This is a genomic window from Mumia sp. ZJ1417 (genome assembly GCF_014127285.1).
In the GTDB taxonomy this organism is placed as follows: Bacteria; Actinomycetota; Actinomycetes; order Propionibacteriales; family Nocardioidaceae; genus Mumia.
On record NZ_CP059901.1, the window covers coordinates 2235811 to 2256659 of the forward strand.

Sequence of the window (20849 nt, forward strand, 5' to 3'; positions counted from 1 at the left end):
CCACGCACAAGGGGGATCCGTGGAGGACGAGAGCGCGCCGGCAGGTTTCGAGTTGGGACTTGCCTATCCCGACGAGCACGAGCTCACAGAAGCGATCGAGCGGCTCGTCGCCGACCAGGTCGCCAGCCGCATCGCTGCGCACGACGCGACGCTGTGGGGCCCCGAAGCCGAGGAGGAGGCGGGCAAGCGACTCGGATGGGTCGACCTGCACGTCACCTCGGTCCCGCTCGTCAGCCAGGTCACCGCGCTGCGCGACGACCTGCGCGGGCGCGGTCTCGACCGCATCGTGCTGTGCGGCATGGGCGGGTCGTCGCTGGCGCCGGAGGTGATCTGCGCGACAGCGGGGGTCCCGCTGACGGTGCTCGACTCCTCTGACCCGGACATGGTCCGCGAGGCGATCGATGTCGATCTCGCTCGCACCGTCGTGGTGGTCTCGAGCAAGTCCGGCGGCACCGTGGAGACCGACAGCCAGCGCCGCGCGTACGAGCACGCCTTCGAGATCGCGGGCATCGACCCCGCCGAGCGCATCGTCGTCGTCACCGATCCGGGTTCGCCGTTGGACCAGGAGGCGACGGACAAGGGCTACCGCGTCTTCCACGCCGACCCGCAGGTGGGCGGCCGCTACTCGGCACTGACCGCGTTCGGGCTCGTCCCCAGCGGCCTCGCCGGCGCCGACATCGGTGCGTTGCTGGAGCAGGCCGACGAGATCGCCGAGGACGTCGCTGCCGACGACGAGACCAACCCGGCTCTGGTCCTGGCCGCGCTGCTGGGTGTCGCGAACGCGCACGGCGTCGACAAGCTCGTGCTCGCCGATGCGGGGTCGCGCAACATCGGGTTCGGCGACTGGGCCGAGCAGCTCGTCGCGGAGTCCACCGGCAAGCAGGGCAAGGGCGTGCTGCCCGTCGTCGTCGCGAGCCCCGGCGCACCGAACGCGACGCCGAACACCGCGGACGAGGTCGTCGGCGTGATCGGTCCGATGCGCGACGACGACCCCGAGGCCACCTCCGGCTACGGCTTCGCGGTCGATGCGCCGCTCGGTGCGCTGTTCCTGCTCTGGGAGTACGCGACCGCGATCGTCGGTCGGATGATCGGCATCGACCCGTTCGACCAGCCCGACGTCGAGAGCGCCAAGCAGGCGGCTCGCGAGATGCTCGACGGCGGGTCGTCCGCGCCGGTCGCGGCCTTCACCGACGGCGGGGTCACGGTATACGACACCAGCGGCTGGCTGCCGGAGGACGTGACGACCGTCCGTGAGGCCGTCGCTGCCCTGCTCGACGAGCTGGACCCCGAGCGCGGCTACCTCGCCGTGCAGGCCTACCTCGACCGGTACGGCGACCCCGGCCTCGCCGCGGTGCGCGACGTGCTCGCCACGCGTACGGGCCGGCCGACGACGTTCGGATGGGGGCCCCGCTTCCTCCACTCCACCGGCCAGTACCACAAGGGTGGCCCCGCGACCGGTGTCTACCTCCAGGTCACGACCGAGCCTGACCAGGACCTGGCCGTCCCCGGCCGGCCGTTCACGTTCGGCGAGTTCCTGCGCGCGCAGGCTGTCGGAGACGCGACGGTGCTCAGCAAGCGCGGGCGCCCGGTGCTCCGTCTGCACCTCGACGGGTCCGAGGCCGCACGCACCACGCTGCGGGAGGCGCTCGGGTGAGCCGGGCTTCGCAGGGCGGGCCGATCCCGTATGTCAACCCGCTGCGTCAGCCGGAGGACCGGCGACTCCCCCGCATCGCCGGGCCGAGCTGTCTGGTGATCTTCGGCGTCACCGGTGACCTGTCGCGCAAGAAGCTGATGCCTGCGGTGTACGACCTCGCGAACCGTGGTCTGCTTCCGCCCGGCTTCTCGCTCGTCGGCTTCGCCCGGCGCGAGTGGGAGGACCAGGACTTCGCCCACGTCGTCTACGAGTCGGTCAAGAGGTACGCCCGTACGGAGTTTCACGAGGAGGTCTGGAAGCAGCTCGCCGAGGGCTTCAGGTTCGTCCCTGGTGCGTTCGACGACGATGAGGCGTTCGAGCACCTCGCCAAGACGGTGACCGAGCTCGACCTCGAACGCGGCACGGGCGGCAACTACGCGTTCTATCTGTCGATCCCGCCCGGCTATTTCTCCACGGTGGTCGGCCAGATCAAGAAGCACGGGCTCGCCACGCCGCGTAGTGACTCGTGGCGCCGGGTCGTCATCGAGAAGCCGTTCGGCCACGACCTCGAGAGCGCGATTGAGCTCGACGACGTCGTGTCAGAGGTGTTCCCGCCGGAGTCGGTCTTTCGGATCGACCACTACCTCGGCAAGGAGACCGTCCAGAACATCCTCGCCTTCCGCTTCGCCAACGAGCTCTTCGAGCCGGTCTGGAACTCCCACTACGTCGACCACGTGCAGATCACGATGGCCGAGGACGTCGGCATCGGCGGTCGTGCGGGCTACTACGACGGCATCGGCGCCGCACGGGACGTCATCCAGAACCACCTCCTCCAGCTCATGGCGCTGGTCGCGATGGAGCCGCCGGTCTCCTTCAGCGCCAGGAGCCTGCGCCTGGAGAAGCAGAAGGTCCTCGCGCAGGCGCGGACACCGGAACGGATGGACCTGCACACCGCGCGCGGCCAGTACACCGCCGGCTGGGCCGGAGGCATCAAGGTCAAGGGCTACCTCGACGAGGAAGACATCCCGCCGACCTCAGCCACGGAGACGTACGCGGCGATCCGACTCGACATCGAGACACGGCGCTGGGCGGGTGTGCCGTTCTACCTGCGCACCGGCAAGCGGCTCGCTCGGCGCGTGACCGAGATCGCCGTCGTGTTCAAGCGGGCCCCGCACCAGCCGTTCGCGAAGTACGACACCACCGAGCTCACCCAGAACGCGATCGTCATGCGGATCCAGCCCGACGAGGGCGTCACCGTACGGTTCGGCTCCAAGGTGCCCGGCACCGCGATGGAGCTGCGCGACGTCAACATGGACTTCGCGTACGGCGGCACGTTCGTCGAGTCGAGTCCCGAGGCGTACGAGCGCCTGATCCTCGACGTGCTGCTCGGTGACCCGCCGCTGTTCCCCCAGCAGGAGGAGGTCGAGCTGTCGTGGAAGATCCTCGATCCGATCATCGACTACTGGGCCGAGCAGTCGAAGCGGGGCATCAGCATGCCGGAGCCGTACGTCTCCGGAGGCTGGGGGCCGAAGTCCGCGGACGAGATGCTGGCGAGGGACGGACGGGCGTGGCGGCGGCCGTGAGCAGGTCACCGCGAGCACGTGAGACGAGTGCTGACGAGCGAGGAGTGCGATGAAGGTCGACCTGAACGACACCAGCTCCAGTGCGGTCGCTGCTGCCCTCGTCCGTGCGCGGATCGCCGCAGGCAGCCCGGCGATGGGCATGGTCCTCACCTTGATCGTGGTCACCGACGAGGCTCGCTACTACGACGCGATGCGCGCCTCCAGGGTCATCTCCCGCGAGCACCCGGCCCGAGTCCTCGGCGTGATCCTGCGTTCCAGGCGCGGGCCGTCGAGCCTCGACGCGCAGGTGCGGATCGGCAACGACAGCGCCGGCGAGTCGGTGATCTTGCGGATGAGCGGCGAGCTCACCCAGCACGCCGAGTCCGTCGTCCTCCCGCTGCTGCTCCCCGACTCCCCCGTGGTCGCGTGGTGGCCCGGCTCCGCCCCGAAGGTTCCCGCGCTGGACCCGCTCGGCTCGCTGGCCGCCCGCAGGATCACCGATGCCGCTGCCGCGCGGACGCGCCACGCCGCTCTTCTCCGGGTCGCGCGCTCGTACCACCCCGGCGACACCGACCTCGCCTGGACACGTCTCACGCCGTGGCGCGCCCTTCTCGCCGCCGCGCTCGACCAGGTCGAGCTGATCGTCAGCGGCGCGACCGTCGTCGCCGAGCGCGGCAACCCGAGCGCCGACCTGCTCGTCGCGTGGATCGAGGCGCGCCTGAAGGTGCCGGTTCACCACGCCGTCTCCCGCGGGCCCGGCCTCACCGAGGTCCGGCTGCACTCGACGATCGGGGATGTCGCGGTGATCCGCCACGACGGACGCAACGGTCGGTTCCTCGTCCCGGGCGAGGCTGAGCGCTCGGTCGCCCTCAAGCGCCGTACGACCGCCGAGCTCCTCGCTGAGGACCTCCGGCGGCTCGACGAGGACGACGTGTACGCCGAGACGGTCCAGCGTCTTCTGCGCCGCGAGGACCGCAGCTCGTCCGGCCGGTCCAAGACCTCGGGACGGACCAAGCCGACCCTCGACGGCGGGCCCGCGAAGGATGTGAAGAGGACCCCGAAGCGCGTCCCCGCCAAGAAGGCGGCGCCCAAGACCGCTGCGGCGGCGAAGAGCACCGCGGCCGCCAAGAAGCCAGCCGCGAAGCGCACAACCAAGAAGGCAGAGGCCTGACGTGGACGACGACCCTGAGGTCATAGTCGATCGCGACCCCGACCAGCTCGCACGCAGCGTCGCCGACCAGCTCGTCTCCACGCTTGCCGCCCTGCAGGCCCAGGGGCGCGTCCCCAGCGTCGTGCTCACCGGTGGCACGATCGCCGACAAGATCCACCGTACGGTCGCGGCGCGTGCCGAGGACGGACGAGTCGACTGGTCGCGAGTCGAGTTCTTTTGGGGAGACGAGCGCTTCGTGGCTCCAGGCAGCGACGACCGCAACGAGCGGCAGGTGCGGCGCGCGCTCCTCGACCATCTCGATGTCGACGAGTCGCGCGTCCACGCGATGCCCGCCGACGACGGAACTCTGACTCTCGACGAGGCGGCCGACTCCTACGCCGATGTCGTCCGGGGTCGGGTCTTCGACGTGGTCATGCTCGGCGTCGGCCCGGACGGCCACGTCGCCTCGCTGTTCCCGGGCAAGCCCACACTCACCGTCAACGACCGCGACACCATCGCCGAGCCCTCTTCACCGAAGCCTCCGCCGGCGCGGGTGAGCCTCACCTTCGCCGCCCTCAACCGGGGCCGCGAGGTGTGGTTCCTGGTGTCGGGCGCCGGCAAGGCCGACGCGGTCGCCCGAGCCCTCGCAGGCGATCCGGTCGAGACCACCCCCGCCGCCGGCGTACGGGGCACCGAGCAGACGATGTGGATGCTCGACGAAGGCGCAGCGTCAGCCGTTCCCGACGCGCTGCGCTGACCGCTCGGTTCTTCGCGGGAGTGAAAGCACTGACCCGCGGCCCCACCTCGGGACCGCGGGTGCAGGAGGCGCGTGTCAGTAGATGACGTCGCCGCGGGCTCGTCGCGCCCGCAAGGTCTCGAGCGCCTCAGAGAGGATCTGCTCGGCCTCGTCGTCGCTGCGACGCTCTTTCACATAAGCGAGGTGCGTCTTGTACGGCTCGATCTTGGGAGCCGTCGGCGGATTCTCGTGGTCCTGGCTCGCTGGGAGCCCGCAGCGCGGGCAGTCCCACGACTCGGGCACATCGGCCTCGAGCGCGAAGCTGAGCACGGTCGTGTGTGCGTTGGAGCAGAAGTAGGAGATGGCTCGCCGTGGAGCAGCATCACCCCGCTCGGCCTCGCCCATCGGGCCCGACCCGACCCGGCTTCCTCGAATGGCACCACCTGACACCTGTGGACTCCTCGCCCCTCGTCACAAGTCATCGCCACCGGCTGACGCCGGGTCGATAGTGAGTGTAAACGGCGCTGCACCTCGGGTCGAGGTGCAGCGCTAAAGAAAATGAACCGGCTAGCTGAACCGGTAGAGCAAGCCGAGCGCGACGACGCTGATCGCCCACACGACGGCCGTGCCGACCGTGATGCGATCGAGGTTGCGCTCTGCGACGGACGAGCCACCAAGGCTGCTCGATACACCGCCGCCGAACATGTCGGAGAGACCGCCACCACGGCCCTTGTGCATCAGCACGAGAACGATGAGCAGCACGCTCGACAAGACGAGCAGGATCGAGAAGGTGAGGATCACGACGGATCGTCCTTACGAGTCGTACGGGATCGGTCGTGGCTCATGCCACGCCCGACAGGTCGGGGAGAGCATAGAACCGGCAGATGGCGGCAAACTCGTCCGCCTGGAGGCTCGCGCCTCCCACCAGGGCACCGTCCACGTCGGACTGCGCCATGATCGCGGGAGCATTCGCTGCCTTGACCGATCCTCCGTACAGGATACGCACCCGGTCCGCAGCCTGGGAGGACCACGTCTTGGCAACCTGCTCGCGCAGCGCCAGACACACCTCCTGGGCGTCGTCGGGGGTCGCCACCTCGCCGGTGCCGATGGCCCAGACGGGCTCGTACGCGATGACCGACTCCGCCACCTGGTCGGGCGACAGACCCGCGAGTGAGCCCTCGAGCTGCTGGGTGCAGTAGTCGACCTGCGTGCCCTCCTTGCGGACCTCCAGGCCCTCACCGACGCACACGATCGGCGTCATGCCGGCCTGCAGCGTCTTGAGCGCCTTCGTCGCGACCAGCGTGTCGGTCTCACCGTGATACTCGCGGCGCTCGGAGTGGCCGACGACCACGTACGAGCAGCCGAGCTTGGCCAGCATCGCCGCCGAGATCTCGCCCGTGTAGGCGCCGGCGTCGTGGACCGAGACGTCCTGGGCGCCGTAGCGGATCTTCATCCGGTCGCCGTCCACGATCGTCTGGACGCTCCGCAGGTCGGTGAACGGCGGAACCACCGTCACCTCGGCCTTGTCGAAGTCGTGCTTCTTGTCCTGGAGAACCCAGGCAAGCTTCTGCACCAGGACAACGGCCTCCTGGTGGTTGAGGTTCATCTTCCAGTTGCCCGCGATCAGCGGGGTGCGCGTCTGCGCCATTGTTGTCAGCCCTCCAGGACCTGCAGGCCGGGGAGCGTCTTGCCCTCGAGGAACTCGAGAGAGGCGCCGCCGCCGGTCGAGATGTGCCCGAACTGTGAATCGTCGAAACCGAGCCGGCGCACTGCCGCCGCCGAGTCGCCGCCGCCGACGACCGACAGGCCGTCGACCGCGGTGAGCGCTTGCGCGACAGCCTTGGTGCCAGCCGCGTACGCGGGGAACTCGAACACGCCCATCGGACCGTTCCAGAAGACGGTGCGCGAACCCTCGATCAGCCGCGCGAACGCCTCCGCCGACTCGGGGCCGATGTCGAGCCCCATCTGGTCGGCCGGGATCCCGTCCGCGGCGACGATCGTCGGCGGGGCGTCGGCGGAGAACTCCGGCGCGACGACCACGTCAGTCGGAAGGAGGATCTCGACACCCTTCTCGGCGGCGCGGGCGAGGTAGCCCTGGACCCTGTCGATCTGATCCGCCTCGAGCAGCGACGTGCCGACCTCGTCCCCCTTCGCGGCGAGGAAGGTGAACACCATCCCGCCGCCGATGAGCAGCGCGTCGGCCTTCTCGAGGAGGTTGTCGATGACGCCGAGCTTGTCGGAGACCTTCGACCCGCCGAGCACGACCGCGTACGGGCGTGCGGGATCCTCGGTGAGCTGACGGAGCACCTCGACCTCGGTCAGCACTAGCCCGCCGGCTGCCGCGGGCAGCCGCGTCGCGATGTCGTACACGCTCGCCTGCTTGCGGTGGACGACGCCGAAGCCGTCGGAGACGAACGCGTCGCCCAGCTCGGCGAGCTGATCAGCGAACGTGCCACGCTCGGCGTCATCCTTGCTCGTCTCGCCCGGGTTGAAGCGGACGTTCTCGAGGACGGCGACCTGCCCGTCAGCGAGACCGGAGACGACCTCGTGGGCGGACGGGCCGACGGTGCCGGTCGCGAACGCCACGTCCTGGCCGAGGAGCTCGGCCAGCCGGGCAGCCACCGGCCCCAGCGAGTAGGCGGGATCGGGCGAGCCCTTGGGACGGCCGAGGTGAGCTAAGACGACGACCTTGGCACCGGCGTCGGCAAGCCGCAGGATCGTCGGCACGCTGGCGCGGACGCGCCCGTCATCGGTGATGGTGGTGCCGTCGAGCGGCACATTGAGGTCGCTGCGGACGAGCACGCGCTTGCCGCGCAGGTCGCCGAGGTCGTCGATGGTCTTCACGTGGCTCCCAGACTCCGTACGGGGTGGGTCGGTTCGGCCGGTCGCGTCAGAGCGACGCGCCGACGAACGACGTCAGGTCGACGAGGCGGTTGGAGTAGCCCCACTCGTTGTCGTACCAGCCGACGACCTTCACCTGGTCACCGATGACCTTGGTGAGGCCCGAGTCGAAGATGCACGACGCCGGGTCGGTCACGATGTCGGTGGAGACGATCGGGTCCTCGGTGTAGACGAGGTAGCCCTTGAGCGGGCCCTCGGCCGCCGCCTTGACGATCTCGTTGACCTCCTCGACCGTCGTCTCGCGCGCAGCGGTGAAGGTGAGGTCGGTCGCCGAGCCGGTGGGCACGGGCACGCGCAGCGCGTAGCCGTCGAGCTTGCCCTTGAGCTCGGGGAGCACGAGGCTCACGGCCTTGGCGGCACCCGTCGAGGTCGGGACGATGTTGAGGGCGGCGGCACGCGCGCGGCGCAGGTCCTTGTGGGGACCGTCCTGAAGGTTCTGATCCTGGGTGTAGGCGTGGATCGTCGTCATCAGGCCACGCTCGATGCCGAGCCCGTCGTTGAGCGCCTTCGCCATCGGCGCGAGGCAGTTGGTGGTGCACGAGGCGTTGGAGATGATCTGGTGCTTCGCCGGGTCGTACAGGTTCTCGTTGACACCCATGACGACCGTCAGGTCCTCGTTCTTGGCGGGTGCCGAGATCAGGACCTTCTTGGCGCCGGCGTCAAGGTGGGCCTTGGCCTTGGTCGCGTCGGTGAAGAAGCCGGTCGATTCGATGACGATGTCGACGCCGAGATCGCCCCACGGCAACGCCGACGGGTCGCGCTCCTCGAACGCCTTGATGCTGCGGCCACCGACCGTGATGGACGTCTCGTCGTACGAGACGTCCTCGGGCAGCCGGCCCAGGATCGAGTCGTACTTGAGGAGGGTCGCGAGGGTCTTGTTGTCGGTCAGGTCATTCACCGCGACGACCTCGAAATCAGCGCCAGAGGCCAACGCCGCCCGGTAGAAGTTGCGGCCGATCCGGCCGAATCCATTGATACCTACGCGCACGGTCACGACGCTCTCCTTCGAGGATCACTCATCGGTCTTGACGATCACCACGAGCCTATCGCGGTGCCCCGACGTCCCCTCACACGGACTCCGGGCCCGAGATCAGGCTCCGTCGGCCAGCATCTCGTCGGTCAGGCTGGCCTCCGTGTCGGGGATCCCCAGGTCGCTCGCGCGCTTGTCGGCCATGGCCAGCAGGCGGCGGATGCGGCCCGCGATCGCGTCCTTCGTCAAGGCCGGGTCATGGAGCTGGCCCAGCTCCTCCAGGCTCGCCTGCTTGTGCTCGACGCGCAACCGGCCGGCCGTCTGGAGGTGCTCCGGGACCTCGTCGGCGAGGATCTCCAGGGCCCTCTGCACGCGTGCGCCCGCAGCCACTGCGGCACGCGCCGAGCGCCGGAGGTTGGCGTCGTCGAAGTTGGCGAGGCGGTTGGCCGTCGCCCGGACCTCGCGACGCATGCGCCGCTCCTCCCACGCGAGCAGCGACTCGTGGGCGCCAAGGCGGGTGAGCAGCGCGCCGATGGCCTCGCCGTCGCGGATGACCACGCGGTCGACCCCCCGCACCTCGCGGGCCTTGCCCTGGATGCCGAGCCGGCGCGCGGCTCCGACCAGCGCCAGCGCCGCCTCCGGCCCGGGACACGTCACCTCGAGCGCGGACGAGCGACCCGGCTCTGTCAGGGACCCCCGCGCCAGGAACGCCCCGCGCCAGGCCGCGACCGCGTCGCAGGTCGCCCCGGAGACAACCTGCGGCGGCAGTCCGCGGATCGGTCGGTTGGCGCCGTCGAGGAGTCCTGTCTGGCGTGCCAGCGCGGCACCCTCGCGGACGACGCGCACCACCCAGCGGGTTCCCTTGCGGATGCCGTTGCCCTGCAGGACCTGCACCTCGCTCGCGTGGCCGTACACGTCGGCGATGTCGTTGCGCAGCCTCCGCGCGGCGGCGCCGGTGTCGACCTCCGCTTCGACGACGATCGCGCCGCCGACGAGGTGCAGACCACCGCCGAACCTCAGCAGCGACGACACCTCCGCCTTGCGGCAGCACGCTTTGGTGACCGCCGTGCTCGACAGCTCCGACTTCACCTGCGCGGTCATCGCCATGCGCCCACTCCTCGTGTCTTCCTCGCCGGCCCCCCGGCTACGTAGATACCCCTGCGCCACTGTACGCGCGCCCCCGACGTGGCGTGGCTCTCGTACGGACCCTCCGCCCGCGTCACGGACACGCATGCATGACGCGCTCGTAGGCGGCTGCGAGGCGCAGCGGATCGTGACGCGGGCTGCCGTCGCCAAGCGCGAGGTTGTCGAGCACGAGCTCGCCACCGAGTTCGGCCGCCGCCGCACGCAGATGGTCCTCGTCGGTGACCGCGGCCCGGTCGGCGAGGACCACGTCGATGGTCAGGTCGGGCGCGTGCTCGCCCAGCACCTCGAGGTGGCGCTCGGGCGAGAAGCCCTCGGTCTCGCCAGGCTGCGGCGCGAGGTTGAGGACGACCATCCGGCGGGCCGAGGTCTCATGCAGCGCGAGGGAGAGCTCGGGGACGAGGAGGTTGGGGATCACGCTCGTGAACCACGACCCTGGCCCGACGACAACCCACTCGGCCTCTCGTACGGCGGTCAGCGCCGGCGGCGAGGCGGGCGGGTCGGAGGGGTCGAGCCAGACGCTGAGGACCTCACCGGCGGTCGTCGCGACCGCTGCCTGCCCGCGGACCTCCCCGACCGAGCCGTCGGGCTGGCGGACCGACGCCGCGATGTCGAGCGGCAACGAGCTCATCGGGAGCACGCGTCCGCGTGCACCGAGCAGCTGCCCGATCAGGTCGAGCCCGTGGACGTGATCACCGAGCAGCTCCCACAGGCCCACGATGAGGAGGTTGCCGAGTGCGTGGCCGTCGAGCTCCCCTGGCGACTCGAAGCGGTGCTGGAGGACCTGTGCCCACGTCCGTCCCCACTCGTCCTCGCCGCACAGGGCGGCCAGCGCCTGCCTTAGATCGCCCGGCGGCAGGACGCCGAGCTCCTCGCGAAGGCGCCCGGAGGACCCGCCGTTGTCGGCGACCGTCACGATCGCGGTGATCGCCGCCGGAAGATAGCGCAGTGCCGACAGGCTCGCCGCCAGTCCGTGCCCGCCACCCATCGCGACGACCTTGCGCTGGGCGACCGGTGAGTGCGCGGGACCACGGCGTCGGGTCGCGGCGGTCACTCGCGCCCCAGGTCGCGGTGGATCACGAGGGTACGGACGTCGTGGGCGCGAAGCCGCTCCCCCAGCGCCTCGGCCATCGCGACACTGCGGTGCCGACCACCGGTGCACCCGATCGCGAGCGACAGAAAGCGCTTGTTCTCGCGGACGAACCCGTCCGTCAGCGTCGTCAGGAGCGCCTCGTACTGGTCGAGGAACGGGAGTGCGTCGGGCTGGCTGAGGACGAACTCGCTCACCTCGGTGTCGAGCCCGCTCAGCAGACGAAGCTCCTCGTCCCAGTACGGGTTGGGCAAGAAGCGCATGTCGGCGACCATGTCGGAGTCGACGGGGATGCCGTACTTGAACCCGAACGAGACGATCGTCGCGCGCAGCGGGTGCTCGTCGGGGCTCTCGAACGCCGTAGAGACTCGCGCCGACAGCTGGTGGACGTTGAGGCGGGTCGTGTCGATGACGAGGTCGGCCTCCGCACGCAGCTCGCGGAGCATCTCGCGCTCGACCCGGAACCCGTCGAGGAGCCGGCCCTCCGTACGGAGCGGGTGGGGCCTGCGGGCGGCCTCCTGACGGCGTACGAGCACCTCGTCGGACGCCTCCACGAAGATCACCGTCGAGCGCAGACCCTCCTTGCGCATGCGCTCAAGAGCACCCGACAGTGCGGAGAAGAACTGGCGCGAGCGCGCATCGACCACGACGCCGAGCTTGGTGGCGACGTGGTTCTGGCCGAAGAGCTCGACCGTGTCACCCAGGAGCTGGGGTGGCAGGTTGTCGACGACGAAGAACCCGAGGTCCTCCAGAACTTTGGCGACGGTGCTGCGGCCGGCACCAGTCATGCCCGTCACGAGGACGAGCTCTTCTACACCCGAGCTGCTCACGATCCCTCCTCGAGGATCTCGCCGGTCGTCATGTTGATCGAGGGAGCCGACGGCGTCGACCTGTCTCCCGCGAGAGCCTCAGCGACCGCGGTCGCCGTACGTGGTCCGAAGCCCGGCACGGCAGCGATCTCGTCCACTGTCGCGGCCCGCAGCTTCTTGAGCGAGCCGAACCTGCGGAGCAACGCCTTGCGGCGCACCTCCCCCAGCCCAGGCACGTCGTCCAGAGCGCTCTCGACCATGGTGCGGGATCGGCGACCGCGGTGGTGGGAGATCGCGAAACGGTGGGCTTCGTCTCGTACGCGCTGGAGGAGGTAGAGGCCCTCGCTCGTGCGCGGGAGGATCACCGGATCCTCCTCGTCAGGGATCCAGACCTCCTCGAGGCGCTTGGCCAGGCCGCACAGCGGGATGTCGTCGACACCGAGCGCGCGCATCGCGTCGTGCGCGGCCGCGACCTGCGGCGGGCCGCCGTCGACGACCACCAGACCGGGGGCGTACGCGAACTTGCGCGGCTTGCCGGTGTCCGGGTCGACCAGCTGCGGGCCCTCGGCCTCGGCCGGGTCCTCGACGCCGATCTCGGGCGCGGCGAGCGCGGCCCGCTCGTCGAGGTAGCGGCGGAAGCGGCGCGTGATCGTTTCGTGCATGGACGCGACGTCGTTCTGGCCCTCGACGCCGCGGATGACGAAGCGCCTGTACTCGGACTTGCGCGGGAGGCCGTCCTCGAACACGACCATCGACGCGACGACCTCGGTGCCCTGGAGGTTGGAGACGTCGTAGCACTCGATGCGCAGCGGCGCCTCCGGCAGCCCGAGCGCCACCTGGAGCTCCTCGAGCGCGCGGGTGCGGGTCGTCAGGTCGCTCGCACGCTTGGTCTTGTGGAGGACGAGCGCCTGCTTGGCGTTGCGCTCGACGGTCTCCATGAGGGCACGCTTGTCGCCGCGCTGCGGGACGCGGATCGCCACCTTGCTCCCCCGCTGCTGGGTGAGCCAGTCGGCAACCGCGTCGGCGTCGTCGGGGAGCGCCGGCACGAGGACCTCGCGCGGGATCGCGTCGGCGGGCTCGCCGTCATACAGCTTCATCATGGCCCGCTCGACCATCTCGCCCGTCCCGGCGTCGTCGGTCTTGTCGGCGACCCAGCCGCGCTGACCGCGGATACGGCCGCCTCGTACGGAGAAGATCTGGACGCCGACCTCGAGCGGGTCGTCAGCGAGCGCGATGACATCGGCGTCGGTGCCGTCGCCGAGAACGACCGCGTTCTTGTCGAGGGCCTTGCGCAGCGCGTCGATGTCGTCGCGCAGGCGTGCCGCGCGCTCGTACTCCTGCTCGCTGGCCGCCGCCTTCATGTCGCGCTCGAGGCGCCTGATGTAGGTCGAGGTGTTGCCGGCGAGGAACGAGCAGAAGTCGTCGACGATCTCGCGGTGCTCCTCGGGGCTGACCCGACCCACGCAAGGGGCGGCGCACTTGCCGATGTAGCCGAGCAGGCACGGCCGCCCGATCTGCGCCGAGCGCTTGAAGACGCCGTTGCTGCACGAGCGCATCGGGAACACCCGGAGCAGGAGGTCGACGGTCTCGCGGATCGCCCAGGCGTGGCTGTAGGGGCCGAAGTAGCGGACGCCCTTGCGCTTGGGTCCACGGCCGACAGTCACCCGCGGGAACTCCTCGTTGAGGGTCACCGCGAGCCACGGGTAGGACTTGTCGTCGCGGTACTTCACGTTGAACCGCGGGTCGTACTCCTTGATCCAGGTGTACTCCAGCTGGAGCGCCTCGACCTCGTTGGAGACGACCGTCCACTCGACGCTCGCAGCGGTCGTCACCATCTGCTGGGTGCGAGGGTGGAGTCCGGCGATGTCCTGGAAGTAGGACGAGAGCCGCGAACGCAGTGACTTGGCCTTGCCGACGTAGATCACCTGACGCTGTACGTCGCGGAACCGGTAGACGCCTGGAGCATCAGGGATGGAGCCCGGCGCCGGGCGGTATGTCGCTGGATCTGCCACGTGACCCAGCCTACGAGGGGACGCTGACAGCGGCGCCGACCGGCACGCGGGGCATTGCCGTGACGACCGCCCGCGTGCCGCTGACGCCTCAGACGAGGAAGATCGCGTCGCCCTCGACGCGGACCTCGCGCCCGGGCAGCGCCTTGGTCGCCGGTCCCTGCAGGACCTTGCCGCCGTCGGTCGAGAACTCGCTGCCGTGGCACGGGCAGGTCATCGTCGTGCCCTCGATCATGCTCACGGCACACCCCTGGTGGGTGCAGACCGACGAGAACGCCTTGAACTCGCCCTCGGTCGGCTGCGCGACGAGGACCTTCTCGCTCTCGTACACGCGTCCGCCGCCGACGGGGACGTCGGAGGTCGAGCCGAGCTCGGTGCCGGTCGCGGGCGCACCGCCGTCGGTCGTCGCTTCTGCGCTCGGAGTGATCGCGTCGCTCTGCGGCGGGGCGCTCGTCGCTGTGTCGGAGCCCCCTCCGTCTCCCCCGCCACCGCATGCGGCGAGGAGCCCACCGGCGGCGACGGTGCCGCCCACAAGTCCTACTCCTTGGATGACGGTACGGCGCTTCACGGTGCTGGCCCTGTCCGGAGCGTCGGTCATGCCTGGCCTCTCGTTGGCGTGCAGTGTGGTGGTGCAGTCGGTGGAACGTTCAACGATCCCCACAGGCGAGAGGTGCCCGCAACTTCGCGTGACGGGTCCGACGGGCGCACCCCCGCCGACGCGTCATGCCTTCTTGGCTGCTGCCTTCTTCGCAGCAGCCTTCTTGGCCGGCACCTGCTTCGCAGCGGACTTTTTCGCTGCGGCCTTCTTGGCCGGCGTCTTCTTCGCCGGTGTGGGCTTCTCCGCCTCGCGTGCGGAGGCCCGCGCCGCCTTGGCGGAGGCCGTACGACCGGAGCCCTTGCGGGTACGGCCGACCGGTGCGAGGTCGAGCGCCGGCTGCAGGGTCGGCTGCTTGGCCTCGCGCCCCTCGAGGAGCGGCTTGAGGAAGTGGCCGGTGTAGCTGTCGGGATGGGCCGCGATCTCCTCGGGCGTGCCGGCAGCGACCAGCATGCCGCCGCGGTTGCCGCCCTCAGGCCCCATGTCGATCAGCCAGTCGGCGGTCTTGATGACGTCGAGGTTGTGCTCGATGACGATGACCGAGTTGCCCTGGTCGACGAGACGACCCAGCACGCCGAGCAGCTTGCGGATGTCCTCGAAGTGCAGACCCGTGGTCGGCTCGTCGAGGACGTACAGCGTGCGGCCGGTCTGACGCTTCTGGAGCTCGGCAGCGAGCTTGACCCGCTGCGCCTCGCCGCCGGACAGTGTCGGGGCAGGCTGGCCGAGACGGACGTAGCCGAGCCCGACGTCGACGAGCGTGCGCAGGTGGCGCGAGATCGCCGGGATCGCCTCGAAGAACTCCAGCGCCTCCTCGATCGGCATGTCGAGGACCTCGGCGACCGTCTTGCCCTTGTAGTGCACCTCGAGCGTCTCGCGGTTGTAGCGAGCGCCGTGGCACACCTCGCACGGGACGTAGACGTCCGGGAGGAAGTTCATCTCGATCTTGATCGTGCCGTCGCCCGAGCACGCCTCGCAGCGCCCGCCCTTGACGTTGAACGAGAAGCGGCCCTGCAGGTAGCCGCGGACCTTGGCCTCGGGCGTCGCGGCGAACAGCTTGCGGACGTGGTCCCAGACGCCCGTGTAGGTGGCCGGGTTGGAGCGCGGCGTGCGGCCGATCGGCGACTGGTCGACGTGGATGATCTTGTCGACCAGCTCGACGCCGGTGATGTCCTTGTGGCGGCCCGGCAGGGTGCGGGCGTTGTGGATGGTCCGGGCGAGCGACGTGTAGAGGATGTCGTTGACCAGCGTCGACTTGCCCGAGCCGGAGACACCCGTCACGGCGACCATCTGGCCGAGCGGGAACGCCACGTCGATGCCCTTGAGGTTGTGCTCGCGCGCGCCGCGCACCACGAGCTCGTGGCCCTCTCGGCGTGGGCGCCGCTCCGCCGGGACCGAGATCTCCCTGCGGCCGGACAGGTAGGCGCCGGTGATTGAGTCCTCCGACGCGAACAGCTCCTCCACCGGGCCGGACACGATGACCTGCCCGCCGTGCTCGCCGGCGCCGGGACCGATGTCGACGGCCCAGTCGGACGCCCGGATCGTGTCCTCGTCGTGCTCGACGACGATGAGGGTGTTGCCGAGGTCGCGCAGCCGCACCAGGGTCTCGATGAGGCGGTGGTTGTCGCGCTGGTGGAGCCCGATCGACGGCTCGTCGAGGACGTAGAGCACGCCGACGAGGCCGGCGCCGATCTGCGTCGCCAGCCGGATCCGCTGGGCCTCGCCGCCGGACAGCGACCCCGCCGCGCGGTCGAGGCTGAGGTAGTCGAGGCCGACGTCGAGCAGGAACCGCAGCCGTTCGTGGATCTCCTTGAGGACGTGTTGGCCGATCTGGCTCTCGCGCTCGGACATCTCGAGGTCGCTGAGGTAGCGGGCGGCCTCCTCGATGGACAGCGCGGACACCTCGGCGATGTTCTTCTCGCCGTGGGTGGCCGAGGTGACCGTCACGCCGAGGATCACGGGCTTGAGGCGCGTGCCGCCGCAGGTCGGGCACGGCACCTCGCGCATGTAGTCCTCGAAGCGCTCGCGTGTCGTGTCGGACTCTGCCTCGGCGTGCCGGCGCACGACGTACGGGATGACGCCCTCGAACGAGCTCCAGTAAGAGCGCTCACGTCCGTACCGGTTGCGGTAGTGGACATGCACCTGCGTCGGGTGGCCCTCGAGCAGAGCCTTGCGCGCCTCGGAGGGCAGGTCCTCGAACGGCGTCGCGGTCGTGAAGTCGAGCTCCTCGGCCAGGGCGTCAATCAGGCGACCGAAGTAGTCGGCGACGTGGGCGGCCGCCCACGGCGCGATCGCCCCGTCGTCGAGCGACAGGGACGGGTCGGGGACCACCAGCTCGGGGTCGACCTCCATCCGGGTGCCGAGACCGGAGCACTCGGGGCATGCGCCGAACGGGGCGTTGAACGAGAACGAGCGCGGCTCGAGCTCGTCGACCGCCAGCGGGTGGTCGTTGGGGCAGGCGAGCTTCTCGGAGAACCGGCGGATGCGGTGCGGGTCGTCCTCTGGCAGGTCGACGAAGTCGAGGAGCACCAGCCCGTCGGCGAGGTTGAGCGCGGTCTCGACCGAGTCGGTGATGCGCTGCTGGGCCGACGGCTTGACCGCGAGCCGGTCGACGACGACCTCGATGTGGTGCTTCTTCTGCTTGGCGAGCGTGGGGGGCTCGTCGGCGAGACTGTGGGTCTCGCCGTCGACGCGGACGCGGCTGTAGCCCTGGGACTGCAGCTGGCGGAACAGGTCGAGGTATTCGCCCTTGCGGCCACGGATCACGGGCGCGAGCACCTGGAAGCGCGTGCCCTCGCCGAGCTCCATGATGCGGTCGACGATCTGCTGCGGGGTCTGCTTGGTGATGGCCTCGCCGCACACGGGGCAGTGTGGATGGCCGATGCGCGCGTAGAGCAGGCGGAGGTAGTCGTAGACCTCGGTGATCGTGCCGACCGTCGAGCGCGGGTTGCGCGAGGTCGACTTCTGGTCGATCGAGACCGCCGGCGACAGGCCCTCGATGAAGTCGACGTCAGGCTTGTCCATCTGCCCCAGGAACTGGCGCGCGTACGCCGACAGGCTCTCGACGTAGCGGCGCTGCCCCTCCGCGAAGATCGTGTCGAACGCGAGCGAAGACTTCCCGGAGCCCGATAGACCCGTGAAGACGATCATCGCGTCCCGTGGGAGATCAAGGGAGATGTCCTTCAGGTTGTGCTCGCGAGCGCCGCGGATGAGCAGTCGATCTGCCACGTGTTCAGCCTTCCTGGGGGTCGCGCCGGTGGGGACATCAGGGCGCGGATCGCTGCCCGAGCAGGGCTCGACCCACCTTCTCCATCGTAGCGAGGGGTCCTGACAGGAACGCAGGTCAAGACCTGGCAAGGTGGGACCATGGCGACCCCGAACGACGTGATCGACCTGGTCGACTCCCGTACGCGCGAGCTCCTTGTCGACCTCGACGGGCTCGACGACGCCGACATGCGGGCGCCGAGCCTGCTGCCCGGCTGGAGCCGCGGGCACGTGGTCACCCACCTCGCCCGCAACGCCGACGCCCTCGTACGGCTGCTGACGTCGGCACGGACGGGTGAGGCGATCCCGATGTACGCCTCGGCCGAGCAGCGCGCCGACGACATCGAGGCAGGCGCGGGCCGCAGCGCCGACGTACTGCTCGACGACCTCACAGAGACGTCCATCGGCTGGATCGTCGAGGCACGCGCGCTCCCGGAGGCAGCATGGTCGGCGACCGTCACCGCCCGAGGTGGCCGACAGGTCGCCGGGTCGTGGGTGCCGATGATGCGCGCGACCGAGGTCGTCCTGCACCACTACGACCTCGACCTCGGCTACACGCCCGACCGGTGGCCGCCGGGCTGGGTCTCGCTCGCGATGCACGACGCCGCCCGCGACCTGTCTGAGCGTGCCGGAGAGCCCCTCGCGCTGCGCGCCGTCGACTCCGGGCTCGGCGTCGGCGACGGCGGCGGCCGTACGGTGTCGGGGACGCAGGCCGACCTGCTGGCCTGGGTGACCCGAAGCGTCACCGGGCCCTCGCTGGCCACCACCGGCGACCTGCCCGACCTCGACGCCTGGCGCTGAGACCGTACGAACAGGAGCTCACGATGACGTACACCGGCAAGGTCACCGTCGGAGGGACGCCCGACGTCCGCGAGCTCGCGGACCTCATCGTCACCAAGGTGGCGGTCGGGCCGATGAGCAACAACGCGTACGTCCTGCGCTGCCGGCACACCGACGATCAGGTGCTCATCGACGCGGCGAACGACGCCGGCACGCTCATCGAGGTCGTCGGAGAGTCCGGCCTCACCTCCGTCGTGACCACCCACCGTCATGGCGACCACTGGCAGGCACTCGCCGCCGTGGTCGAGGCGACGGGGGCGCGGACGATCGCGGGAGCCGAGGACGCCGAGGCGATCGGGGTGCCGATCGACGCCGTGGTGACCGACGGCGAGGAGATCACCGTCGGACGCTCCCGCCTGCGCGTCATCCGTCTCGTCGGCCACACGCCGGGGTCGATCGCGCTGCTGTACGACGACCCGGAGGGCATGCCGCACCTGTTCACCGGAGACTCGCTGTTCCCCGGCGGGGTCGGCAAGACCTGGTCGCGCGACGACTTCGCCTCGCTGATCGACGACGTGGAGCGCAAGATCTTCGACCGGCTGCCCGACGAGACGTGGTTCTATCCCGGCCACGGCGACGACTCCACGCTCGGCCAGGAGCGCCCTCACCTCGCGCAGTGGCGCGAGCGCGGCTGGTAAGTGGCAGCCGTCACCTCCGCACCGGTGAACTCCGGTCAGGTCGACCGTGCCACGCCAGCCGAGTCCGTCCGTCAGGCGGCCGCCTGGTCGCCGGCGAGCGCGTGGGCGACAAGGTGAGCGTCGTCGCCCACGCCCCACAGCAGGGACGAGCGGCGGTTGCGCAGGAAGTGCACCCCGCAGAAGAAGAGGCCGGGAACCCCGGTCGTGAGGTCGTCTGCGGTCACAGGGAACCCGTACGGGTCGAACACCGGGAAGTGCACCCAGCGCGCGGTCCGGCCGGAAGCCGGTCGTGACGAGGACGGCGTCGATCGCCGAGACCGGCATCTCGAGCAGCGGTTCCGTGACGAAAGGCGCCGGCTCAGGGAGGTCCGGCGCGTCGGCGCCGAGCCGCTCGTGCAGGACACGTCGGGCGTCGGCGAGGTGCGCATCGCCGAATGCGACCGACGCCGCGAGGTCGTCGGCGAAGCTGACCGTCCCGTCGATGACGCCGAGCAGGTGTCCGGTGAGCGTGACACCTCGCTCCTGGAGCACGCGGTAGTGCAGGTCGTGGCCGCCACCGGCGCCGGTCGCCTGCACGTTGGCGAGCAGGACCAGCCGCGGGGGACGTACGGGCGCGGGTAGGCGCCCGTACAGAGGACGACCGAGTCCACGTCGAGGTCGGCGTAGTCCTGGAGGAAGGCCACGATCTCGTCCCGCCCTCGGGCTCGTCGCCGTCGTACCGGCCCCCGGGGAGGCGGAGCGTCCAGTTCGGGGTGACGAGGGTGAAGCTGTCCCACCGGTTGCGCCAGGCGCGCGCCACCTGGTCACGCTCGAGGACGACATAGTCGACGCCCGCCGCACAGCTCGTGGCTGACAGCGAGCCCGGCCTGTCCCGCACCGACGACGATCGTGGTCATCGCACCCTCCTCGTACGCCCCGTGATCGACGATGCCCCCTCCCGAAGCGATCCGGGAGGGGGCACGCAATCTCGTACGGAGGTCAGGCGGCGGCAGCCACTCCGCGCTCGGTGAGCGCGGCGAGCTCGGCCGTGCCCATCCGCAGGGTGGGATCGCGCTCCTCCATGAAGACGTCGTACGAACGGTCCACGGCCAGCGCCATCGGCGGAGCGGCCGGCAGCGACGCGATCGCCGCCTCGGCCTCCGCACGCTGGGCCTCCTCGCGATCGGCACGCTTCTTGCCCGCGATCATCCAGAGCGCTTGGCCGCCGATGACGACCCAGATGAGGTTCGCCGCAGCCGAGGGCCACACGTGGTTGAACGCCGCAACACCCCCCATGAGGCCGGCGCCCAGGAGGTTCGCCGTCTGGTAGCGCGCCGAGGAGGCGCTCCACCGGCCACGGCTGACGAGTAGGTACGCGGCAGCGCCCGCGACGGCGCCAAACCACCCGAGGGCGGTGACGAAGTCAGCGAACGAGAACATGTGCGGCTCCGAGAGGTCGTCCTGGGTGGGAAGGGGTGTCGCCTGCTGCCTCACCGCGAGGCCCCGGCGGCGACTCGTTCAGTCTGCGTGCGG

General features: G+C 70.2%; 20 protein-coding genes. 7 read left to right on the forward strand and 13 right to left on the reverse strand.

Annotation, left to right across the window (positions count from 1 at the left end):
• Positions 1-19 precede the first annotated feature (19 nt).
• Genes H4N58_RS10950 through pgl form a run of 4 tightly spaced genes read left to right on the forward strand, consistent with a single transcriptional unit; the run spans position 20 to position 5102 of the window.
• Complete coding sequence (locus tag H4N58_RS10950) at positions 20-1654, forward strand: glucose-6-phosphate isomerase (RefSeq protein WP_243845115.1); 1635 nt, start codon at positions 20-22, stop codon at positions 1652-1654.
• A complete protein-coding gene (gene zwf / locus H4N58_RS10955; RefSeq protein WP_167250841.1) occupies positions 1651-3216 on the forward strand; it encodes a glucose-6-phosphate dehydrogenase in 1566 nt (521 codons plus the stop codon). The genes H4N58_RS10950 and zwf overlap by 4 nt, the downstream gene beginning before the upstream one ends.
• Positions 3217-3265: 49 nt before the next feature.
• Complete coding sequence (locus H4N58_RS10960; RefSeq protein ID WP_167002991.1) at positions 3266-4366, forward strand: glucose-6-phosphate dehydrogenase assembly protein OpcA; 1101 nt, start codon at positions 3266-3268, stop codon at positions 4364-4366.
• Position 4367: 1 nt separating this feature from the next.
• The gene (gene pgl / locus H4N58_RS10965; protein ID WP_167002993.1) at positions 4368-5102 is read left to right on the forward strand and encodes a 6-phosphogluconolactonase; all 735 of its coding nucleotides are present in this window, start codon (positions 4368-4370) and stop codon (positions 5100-5102) included.
• Between the two features lie 75 nt (positions 5103-5177).
• Here the strand turns inward: pgl and H4N58_RS10970 are convergent, their stop codons facing one another.
• The 11 genes from H4N58_RS10970 to uvrA form a co-directional block, all read right to left on the reverse strand.
• Positions 5178-5531 carry an RNA polymerase-binding protein RbpA gene (locus H4N58_RS10970; RefSeq protein WP_167002995.1) on the reverse strand — a complete coding sequence of 118 codons (354 nt, stop codon included), beginning with the start codon at positions 5529-5531 and terminating at the stop codon, positions 5178-5180.
• Between the two features lie 117 nt (positions 5532-5648).
• Complete coding sequence (gene secG / locus H4N58_RS10975) at positions 5649-5882, reverse strand: preprotein translocase subunit SecG (protein WP_167002997.1); 234 nt, start codon at positions 5880-5882, stop codon at positions 5649-5651.
• A gap of 40 nt (positions 5883-5922) precedes the next feature.
• Positions 5923-6729, reverse strand: coding sequence for a triose-phosphate isomerase (tpiA, locus tag H4N58_RS10980; protein WP_167002999.1), 807 nt, complete (start codon positions 6727-6729; stop codon positions 5923-5925).
• 5 nt (positions 6730-6734) lie between these two features.
• Positions 6735-7925: a phosphoglycerate kinase gene (gene pgk, locus H4N58_RS10985; protein WP_167003001.1), complete on the reverse strand. Its 1191-nt coding sequence runs from the start codon at positions 7923-7925 to the stop codon at positions 6735-6737.
• 46 nt (positions 7926-7971) lie between these two features.
• The gene (gap, locus tag H4N58_RS10990; RefSeq protein ID WP_167003003.1) at positions 7972-8976 is read right to left on the reverse strand and encodes a type I glyceraldehyde-3-phosphate dehydrogenase; all 1005 of its coding nucleotides are present in this window, start codon (positions 8974-8976) and stop codon (positions 7972-7974) included.
• 96 nt (positions 8977-9072) lie between these two features.
• The gene (gene whiA / locus H4N58_RS10995; protein ID WP_167003005.1) at positions 9073-10059 is read right to left on the reverse strand and encodes a DNA-binding protein WhiA; all 987 of its coding nucleotides are present in this window, start codon (positions 10057-10059) and stop codon (positions 9073-9075) included.
• A gap of 112 nt (positions 10060-10171) precedes the next feature.
• Positions 10172-11083, reverse strand: a complete 912-nt coding sequence (gene yvcK / locus H4N58_RS11000; RefSeq protein ID WP_167004816.1) for a uridine diphosphate-N-acetylglucosamine-binding protein YvcK — start codon at positions 11081-11083, stop codon at positions 10172-10174.
• Positions 11084-11145: 62 nt separating this feature from the next.
• On the reverse strand, positions 11146-12015 hold the full coding sequence (gene rapZ / locus H4N58_RS11005) for an RNase adapter RapZ (RefSeq protein ID WP_347877928.1): 870 nt from the start codon (positions 12013-12015) through the stop codon (positions 11146-11148).
• Positions 12012-14006 (reverse strand): excinuclease ABC subunit UvrC, encoded by a 1995-nt coding sequence (uvrC, locus tag H4N58_RS11010; RefSeq protein WP_167003007.1) that lies wholly within the window; start codon positions 14004-14006, stop codon positions 12012-12014. The genes rapZ and uvrC overlap by 4 nt, the downstream gene beginning before the upstream one ends.
• An 88-nt stretch (positions 14007-14094) precedes the next feature.
• A complete protein-coding gene (locus tag H4N58_RS11015; RefSeq protein ID WP_167250839.1) occupies positions 14095-14601 on the reverse strand; it encodes a Rieske (2Fe-2S) protein in 507 nt (168 codons plus the stop codon).
• Positions 14602-14724: 123 nt separating this feature from the next.
• Positions 14725-17823 carry an excinuclease ABC subunit UvrA gene (uvrA, locus tag H4N58_RS11020; RefSeq protein ID WP_167250837.1) on the reverse strand — a complete coding sequence of 1033 codons (3099 nt, stop codon included), beginning with the start codon at positions 17821-17823 and terminating at the stop codon, positions 14725-14727.
• A gap of 138 nt (positions 17824-17961) precedes the next feature.
• On the opposite strand from uvrA, the gene H4N58_RS11025 reads away from it, so the two are divergent.
• Both H4N58_RS11025 and H4N58_RS11030 read left to right on the forward strand, forming a co-directional pair.
• Entirely contained in the window at positions 17962-18660 is a 699-nt protein-coding gene (locus H4N58_RS11025; protein ID WP_167250835.1) for a maleylpyruvate isomerase family mycothiol-dependent enzyme, read from the forward strand.
• Positions 18661-18683: 23 nt separating this feature from the next.
• The gene (locus H4N58_RS11030; protein ID WP_167250833.1) at positions 18684-19337 is read left to right on the forward strand and encodes an MBL fold metallo-hydrolase; all 654 of its coding nucleotides are present in this window, start codon (positions 18684-18686) and stop codon (positions 19335-19337) included.
• Between the two features lie 71 nt (positions 19338-19408).
• Here the strand turns inward: H4N58_RS11030 and H4N58_RS11035 are convergent, their stop codons facing one another.
• Positions 19409-19561, reverse strand: coding sequence for a hypothetical protein (locus H4N58_RS11035; RefSeq protein ID WP_167250831.1), 153 nt, complete (start codon positions 19559-19561; stop codon positions 19409-19411).
• A 169-nt stretch (positions 19562-19730) separates the two neighbouring features.
• Here H4N58_RS11035 and H4N58_RS11040 point away from each other — a divergent pair, with 169 nt between their 5' ends.
• A complete protein-coding gene (locus H4N58_RS11040) occupies positions 19731-19958 on the forward strand; it encodes a hypothetical protein (protein ID WP_167250829.1) in 228 nt (75 codons plus the stop codon).
• 357 nt (positions 19959-20315) lie between these two features.
• On the opposite strand, the gene H4N58_RS11045 is transcribed toward H4N58_RS11040, so the two are convergent.
• Positions 20316-20756, reverse strand: a complete 441-nt coding sequence (locus tag H4N58_RS11045) for a hypothetical protein (RefSeq protein WP_182397088.1) — start codon at positions 20754-20756, stop codon at positions 20316-20318.
• Between the last annotated feature and the right edge of the window lie 93 nt (positions 20757-20849).